This window comes from Pseudomonas brassicacearum (assembly GCF_003732225.1).
Taxonomy (GTDB): Bacteria; Pseudomonadota; Gammaproteobacteria; order Pseudomonadales; family Pseudomonadaceae; genus Aquipseudomonas; species Aquipseudomonas brassicacearum_E.
In genome coordinates, this window is the sequence record NZ_MOBJ01000016.1 from 126,323 (window position 1) to 134,530 (window position 8,208).

Annotated in this window: 4 protein-coding genes; 1 reads left to right on the top strand and 3 read right to left on the bottom strand. The window is 60.1% G+C overall.

The genetic code is table 11. The features are described from left to right. Positions 1-288 precede the first annotated feature (288 nt). Genes BK659_RS23080 through BK659_RS23090 form a run of 3 tightly spaced genes read right to left on the bottom strand, consistent with a single transcriptional unit; the run spans position 289 to position 5,192 of the window. On the bottom strand, positions 289-1,656 hold the full coding sequence (locus tag BK659_RS23080) for an HlyD family type I secretion periplasmic adaptor subunit (protein ID WP_123427382.1): 1,368 nt from the start codon (positions 1,654-1,656) through the stop codon (positions 289-291). Then, complete coding sequence (locus tag BK659_RS23085; RefSeq protein WP_123427384.1) at positions 1,646-3,802, bottom strand: type I secretion system permease/ATPase; 2,157 nt, start codon at positions 3,800-3,802, stop codon at positions 1,646-1,648. The genes BK659_RS23080 and BK659_RS23085 overlap by 11 nt, the downstream gene beginning before the upstream one ends. 37 nt (positions 3,803-3,839) lie before the next feature. After that, positions 3,840-5,192: a TolC family outer membrane protein gene (locus tag BK659_RS23090; protein ID WP_123427386.1), complete on the bottom strand. Its 1,353-nt coding sequence runs from the start codon at positions 5,190-5,192 to the stop codon at positions 3,840-3,842. A gap of 359 nt (positions 5,193-5,551) precedes the next feature. Between BK659_RS23090 and BK659_RS23095 the strand changes: the two genes are divergently transcribed. Then, positions 5,552-8,208: retention module-containing protein (locus tag BK659_RS23095; RefSeq protein ID WP_123427387.1), on the top strand; the 2,657-nt coding region annotated here is incomplete at its 3' end.

Genomic DNA, 8,208 nt, shown 5'->3' on the forward strand with positions numbered 1-8,208 from the left:
CGTGCGCGTCGATCAGAAACTCACGGAGGTCCCGTGTGGGTTCATTTCGTGCGGCACGCCGATTGGTCGGTGGGTACGCAGGGGTCTGACTTTATAGATATAAGAACTAGATTTTAAATACCGTTAATGAATAACGATATGGCTTTTGAAATGCCGCGCCGCTGAGGCCGTCATCGCGAGCAAGCTCGCTCCCACACTGGATCGTGCCAGGCACATATGTTGTGTGCGCAGCAGATCCCCTGTGGGAGCGAGCTTGCTCGCGATGAGGCCACCTGTTCCACCCGAAAACTAGCGCTCGTGCAACGCCTCTGCCCGCGCCTTGATGATCGGCTTGAGCAGGTAGCTGAGGATAGTCTTCTTGCCGGTGATGATATCCACCGAGGCCACCATGCCCGGAATGATCAACAAGGGCTTTTCATCAGTGCCCAGGTGGCTGCGATCGGTGCGCAGCTTGATCACGTAGTAGGTGGTTTTCTTGTCTTCGTCGGTGATGGTGTCGGCGCCGATCTGCTCCAGCTTGGCTTTCAGGCCGCCATAGATGGTGTAGTCATAGGCCGTGAACTTGACGATGGCTTCCTGGCCCGGGTGCAAAAACGCGATGTCTTGTGGACGGATCTTCGCTTCCACCAACAAGGTGTCGTCCAGCGGAACGATTTCGACCATGTCACTGCCGGGCTGGATCACGCCACCGATGGTGTTGACCAGCAGCTGCTTGACGATACCGCGTACCGGCGAGGTTACCAGGGTCCGACTGACGCGGTCTTCCAGCGCCTTGCCGGTCGCCTTCGCCTTGTTCAAATCCGTGCGAGCCTCGTTGAGCTGAGTCAGCGCCTCACTGCGGAACTTGCCACGGGTCTCGTCGATCTTGCGCTGCACTTCCTTGATCGCCGACTCGGCACGCGGGATCGCCAGCGTGGTGGCATCCAGTTGGCCACGGGTTTCGACTTCGGCGCGCTTGAGTCGCAGCACTTCCACCGGCGACACCGCGCCTTGAGCCACCAGCGGCTCCGACATGTTGATTTCCTGACGTTGCAACGCCAGACCGCTGCGGTACTGCGCCTGTTTGGAAGTGAATTCGCGCAGCTCTTGCTGACGTTGAATCAACTGCTCCTGCAACCCGCCAATCTCGTCATGCAATTGCTGGCGACGGCTTTCATACAGCGACTTCTCGCTGGCGGCCTGTACCGGCACGGCTTTCATCACGTCGTCAGGGAACGCCAGCGGGCGGTCGTCGACTTCCGCGCTCAAACGCTCCACGCGCAGCAACATGGACAGACGGTCGGCTTCGGTTTCGCCAACGTTGGACACAAAACGCGTGTCATCCAGACGAATCAACGGCGCGCCGGCTTCGACGATCTGCCCTTCGCGAACGAAGAGTTCAGCGACGATACCGCCCTCCAGGTTCTGGATTTTCTGAAGCTTGGACGACGGAATCGCCTTGCCATCGCCCTTGGTGACCTCATCGATCACCGCAAAGTTGGCCCAAAGCAGCAGGAACAGAAAGAAGCCGATGATGGCCCAGATAGTCAATCGAACCACCCGCGGGGCGTCTTCGATCAACGCCTTGTTGACCTCGGGCAACGGCTGACCACTCAGCGAATCAGAGCCTTTGAAATAACGACGGATCGAGTCGCGCATACCGGACTTAAGCAACACTGATCTGCCCCTTCTTCAACGCTTCCATCACCGAGGCTTTTGGACCATCGGCCAGTATTTGCCCGCGATCGATCACCAGCAGCCGATCGACCAGCGACAGCAACGAAGCCCGGTGCGTCACCAGCACCACGGTCTTGTTCTCCACCACCGCTTGCAAGCGTTGTTTCAAGCGCTCTTCACCGGTGTTGTCCATAGCGCTGGTCGGTTCGTCGAGCAGCAGGATCGGTGGATTGAGCAGCAGGGCACGGGCCAGGGCGACGTTCTGACGCTGACCGCCGGAGAGGTTTTGCCCACGCTCGCCGACTTGCAACTCGTACCCTTGCGGGTGCAAACGGGCGAACTCGTGCACGCCGGCCAGTTCAGCGGCTTGCAGCACAAGTTCGTCTTCCATGTAGCGGGCGCCAGACACCAGGTTGTCGCGCAGGGTGCCGGCGAGCAACTGGATGTCCTGCGGCACGTAGCCGATGTTGTGGCGCAGTTCGCTGACGTCGATCTGGCGAATATCCACGCCATCCACCAGCAACGCACCGTCGTCCGGCTGATAAAGGCCGACCAGCAGTTTGGCCAGCGAGCTCTTGCCCGAGCCGCTGCGACCGATGATGCCGATCTTTTCACCCGGCTTGATGATCAGGTTGATGTTCTTCAGCGCCGGGTTCTGTTGACCCGGGTAGGTGAAGCTCAGCTGACGGCACTCGATGCCACCCTGCAGGACTTTACGGCTCAGCGGGCGTTCTTCGAAGTTGCGCTCTTGCGGCAACTCCATCATCTGGTCGACCGAGGTCATGGTGACCCGCGCCTGCTGATAACGAGTCAGCAGACCGGACAACGACGCCAGCGGGCTGAGGGCCCGACCGCTGAGCATGTAACAGGCGATCAGACCGCCCATGCTGAGGTTGCCGGCAATGATCTGGTAGACGCCGAAGACGATCATGATCACTCCGGCCAATTGCTGGATCAGCAGGGTGATGTTCATCGCCAGACCGGAGAGCATTTTCACCCGCAGCTCGAGGCGGCTGAGCGTGCCGATGGTCTGCTCCCACTGATACTGACGCTCGCTTTCGGCGTTGTTGACCTTGACCGCATCAAGCCCGGCGAGGGTTTCGATCAGACTCGACTGGCGCTCGGCGGCCAACGCCATGGTGCGCTCCATGGTCGCCACCAGCGGCTTCTGCAAGGCGTAGCCAATCAGCAGGGCAAGCGGGAACGCCAATACCGGGATCCACACCAGGTGCCCGCCCAGCAGGGCGATCACCAGAAAAATCAGCAAGGTGAACGGCAGGTCGATCAAACTGGTCAGGGTCAGCGAGGCAAGGAAATCGCGCAGGCTCTGGAACTCATGGATGTTCTGGGCAAAGCTGCCGACCCGCGCCGGGCGGTACTTCATGGCCATGCCGACGATCCGCTCGAACAGCGTCGCGGAGATGATCAGGTCGGTTTTCTTGCCGGCCAGGTCCAGGCACAGACTGCGCAGACTTTTAAGGATCAGGTCGAACAGGTAAGCCCCGGTAATCCCGATGGCCAGCACCCACAAGGTCGATTCGGCCTGGTTCGGCACCACGCGGTCATAGACGTTCATCACGAACAGCGGCGCGGCCATGGCAATGATGTTGATCAGAAAACTGGCAGCAATGGCGTCGGCATACAGCCAGCGCGAACGCTTGAGGGTGTCGCGGAACCAGGAGCGCGCACGCGGGATCAGCGTGCCATGGTTCACATCGAATTTATGTTGAGGTTGGGCGAAAAATGCTTGCCCGGTGTAATCGTCGTCCAGCAGCTCACGGCTGACATGAACTTCGCCACCATCACTTTCGCTGAGCAGCAGACGCGCCTGGTCGTCGCCGAGCCAGCCCAGCAGCACGGCACTGCGGCCGTCCTTGAGCAGCAACAGCGCCGGCATGGCGATGGCCGGAATTTGCGCAAGCTTACGCTGCAGCACCCGCCCTTGCAGACCGGCACGGGCCGCTGCACGCGGGAGCAGCTCGACGCTGAGACGCTGCTTGGGCAATGGCAGACCGGTGGTCAGCATCGCCGCGCTCGCAGGTTTCTGGTGCAGAGTGCAGAGGGCTAGCAGGCCGTCCAGCAACGGATCGTCGTGCAACGCGCGTGGATCATGACGGAGATGAACTCGACTGGCTTCTGATTCCACGCTCGACACTCTTGGCTAACGACTAAAAAGGATCTGCTCAATTCATGCCGGGGAGTTGGACTTTGGGCTTCACATCGTTCGACACGACGGAGGCCATGGGTGCGACCACTCCCTGGCTTTTGAGCAATTGGCCCATGGTCGCCTTGATTCGATATTGAGTAAATAACTGAATGTTCTTGATTTCCGCCAGACGACGGGAAGCGGTGAACAGTTCGTTCTCGCTGTCGAGCAAGTCGAGCAAGGTGCGTTGGCCCAAGCTGAACTGCTGCTGATACGCGGTGCGCACGGCACTGCTGCGATCGACATATTGCTGAGCGATCGGCACTTGGGCGTTGGCGTTGTTCAGGGCATTCCAGGCCAGGCCCAATTCTTCGTTCAACACGCGCAAGGCGTTGTTGCGGATATCCAGCGCCTGGTTCGACAGATAAGACTTGGATTCAAGATCAGCTTTGTTGCTGCCGCCGGAATACAGGTTGAAGCGCATGCGCAGCATGGCCTGCCATTCATTGTTATGGCCGGCCATACCATCCAGATTATTGTCGGCGGTGCGGCCCAGTTCGGCATCGAAACGAGGATAGAACGTCGACTTGGCGGCATCGTACTGCTTCTCGGCCGCGGCAATATCGGACTCTGCGGAACGCAGTACCGGGCTGTTTTCGAGCATTTGCTGGCGGGCTTCATTCAGGTTCGCCGGCAGCAGCGCAAGGAAAGGGGCCGGACGCTCCAGTTGATCCGGCATCTGACCCACGGCGCTGAGGAAGTTCGTCTCGGCATCTGCAAGGTTGGTCTGCTCGGTGATCAGGTTGTTGCGGGCCTGGGCCATACGCGCTTCGGCCTGATCGAGGTCAGCACCGCTGCCCACGCCACGCGAGGTGCGCAGTTTGATCTGGTCAAAGATCCGTTCGTGGCTCTTCAGGTTATCTTCGGCCAGGCGCACGAATTCGCGGCGGGTCAGCACGTCGAGGTAAACTTGGGCCACGGTCAGCGCAGTGCGCTCGGAAGTCCCCAACAATGAGTAGGCGCGGGAGTTGACGGTGGCTTGTTGACGCCCGACTTCGCTGGATGTCGCAAAACCGTCAAAAACCATTTGCTGCAAGCGCAGGCTCGACTCGCCGCGGTTCAAGGTTTCCCAATGATTGTTGCCGGCGCCAGCACGAGTCGTCGGGTTGTCAGTGCCTTCGCGACCATACCCCCCGAGCAGATCGACCTTTGGCAAGTACCCGCCTTGGGCGGCTCTTAGCTGATAGTCCGCGGAAAGGCGACTGTTCACGCCAGCCTGGATTTCCGGGTGGACATCCAGCGCTTGTTGCATGGCTTGAGGCAGGGTTTGGGCTTGTACAAAACTGGCGGCAAGGACAAAGGGTAGAGCCTTGAAGAGGTGCGAACGCATATAAGAATTTCCCAGGACTTCTTGTCTCGAATCACAGCAGATCGTTGTGCTGCGACGGAAAATGGCAACCGGAATGACCGCATGTCAGAACGTTAAAAATCAGAATTGGGTCACACACTGGAGGACGGGGGCGCCACATAAATATCAATGTGACATTACTGGGACGATTGTTTAGGATGGCACCCAGAAGGTCAATAGTTTGGCACAAAGTTTATAGCGAAAAGATGCAGCCAAATTATTGACATGAATAGCGTCAAGTTAATGTGTCACCCACTTTTAAAGTACGTCCAGACTGAATCGGCAATCGGCCCTTTCAGGTCTATGGAAGCCTACTGAACGGAACATCTGGAGAGTCTTCAATGAGCAGTGTTGTTGCCATTGTCAAAAGCATTGTTGGTCAAGTTTTCGCGGTGTCCCCGGAGGGCATCAGACGCGTGCTGATTGAAGGTGACCGACTGTTCACAGGCGACCAGCTCGATACCGGCCCGGCGGGCGCTGTGACGCTTGAACTGGCCGACGGCCGCACCCTGGACCTGGGCCGCGATACCCAGTGGAGCGGCAGCGCTCCGGACTCCAGCACTGACCTGGCGCAAGCCACCGTGCAAGCCGCGCCGTCGGTAGCAGAGCTGCAACAAGCCATCCTTGCGGGCGCCGACCCGACCACAGATATCGAAGCCGCCGCCGCGGGCCCGACCGTAACAGGTTCGGGGGGCGCGGCTGGTGGTGGCCACAGCTTCGTGGCACTGGATGCAACAGCTGCCCGCGTAGCCCCGACCATTGGTTTCCCGACTGCGGGTATTGGCGCGGGCACTTCCGCCGCCGACATCACCACTGGCGCCCAAAACACCAATAACGGCAACAACGTACTGGTTGGCTCGACCCTGACCCTCAGCGCTACATCGACCATCACCGAAGCCGGTGGCGTGCTGGTTTACACCGCAAACGTCACCCGGGCGCCGCTGACGGACCTGAGCATCACCCTGTCCAATGGCTCGGTCATCGTCATCCCGGCCGGCCAGGTCAGTGGCAGCGTCAATGTTCCGCTGGCACCGAATGACAGTGTCTACAACGACCCGCATCAGATTACCGTCAACGTCACCGGCACCACCGGTGGCGGCGGCCTGGTGCTGACCGTCGACCCGACACCGGCCGTCACCCAGGTCACTGACACGATTGATACCACCACCGTCACCCTGACGGCTGGCTCGACTGTCACCGAAGGCGGTCAGATCACCTACACCGCGACCTTGACCAACCCGGCACAAACACCGGTTACCGTGACCCTGTCCAACGGTTCGACCATCACCATCGAAGCCGGAAAAACCACTGGCGCGGTAAGCATCGATACTCCGGCCAATGATGTTTACAAAAATGGCAGCACCGTCAGCACTACTATTACCGGGGCTACCGGCGGCAATTTCGAAAACCTGGTGCCAAGCACCACCCCGGCCGTTACCACCATCACCGATTCGATCGACAACACCGGGCTGTCCCTGGCCGCGACCGGTTCGGTCACCGAAGGTGGGCAGATTACCTACACCGCGACCCTGAGCAATCCGGCCGGCACGCCGATGAGCGTCACGCTGAGCAATGGCGCAGTGATCAACATCGAGGCCGGGAAAACCACCGGCAGCGTGGTGGTCGACACTCCGGCCAACGACGTCTACAAAAACGGCAGCACCGTCAGCACCACCATCGACAGCACCAGCGGCGGCAATTTCGAACAGTTGATCCCGAGCAGCACGCCGGCGGTCACGACGATTACCGACTCGATCGACAACACCGGGCTGAGCCTGACGGCTAACGGTTCGGTAGTTGAAGGCGGCCAGATCACCTACACCGCGACCCTGACCAATCCGGCCGGTACCGCGATGAGCGTGACCTTGTCCAACGGCGCGGTGATCAACATCGAAGCCGGCAAGACCAGCGGCTCGGTGGTGGTCGACACTCCAGCCAACGACGTCTACAAAAACGGCAGCACCGTCAGCACCACCATCGAAAGCACCAGCGGTGGCAATTTCGAACAGTTGACCCCGAGCACCACCCCAGCGGTGACCACGATCACCGATTCGATCGACAACACCGGTCTGAGCCTGACGGCTGATGGTTCGGTCACCGAGGGCGGCCAGATCACCTACACCGCGACGCTGACCAACCCGGCCGGCACCGCGATGAGCGTGACCCTGAGCAACGGTGCGGTGATCAACATCGAAGCCGGCAAGACTTCCGGCACGGTGGTGGTCGACACCCCGGCCAACGATGTCTACAAAAACGGCAGCACCGTCAGCACCACCATCGAGAGCACCACCGGTGGCAATTTCGAGCAGCTGACTCCGAGCACCACGCCGGCGGTGACCACCATCACCGACTCGATCGATAACACCGGCCTGAGCCTGACTGCCACCGGCAGCGTGGTTGAAGGCGGGCAGATTACCTACACCGCGACCCTGACTAACCCGGCTGGCACGGCGATGAGCGTGACCCTGTCGAACGGTGCGGTGATCAATATCGACGCCGGCAAGACCACCGGCACGGTAGTGGTCGACACCCCGGCGAACGACGTCTACAAAAACGGCAGCACCGTCAGCACCACCATCGACAGCACCAGCGGCGGCAACTTCGAACAGTTGACCCCGAGCACCACCCCGGCGGTCACCACCATTACCGACTCGATCGACAACACCGGCCTCAGCCTGACGGCGACCGGTTCGGTAGTGGAAGGTGGCCAGATCACCTACACCGCCACCCTGACCAACCCGGCCGGCACGCCGATGACTGTCACTTTGTCCAACGGTGCGCTCATCAATATCGACGCCGGTAAAACCACCGGCAGCGTGGTGGTCGACACCCCGGCCAACGACGTCTACAAAAACGGCAGCACCGTCAGCACCACCATCGACAGCACTACGGGTGGCAACTTCGAGCAGTTGACCCCGAGCAGCACCCCGGCGGTCACCACCATTACCGACTCGATCGACAATACCGGCCTGACGCTCACCGCCAACAACAGCATCAC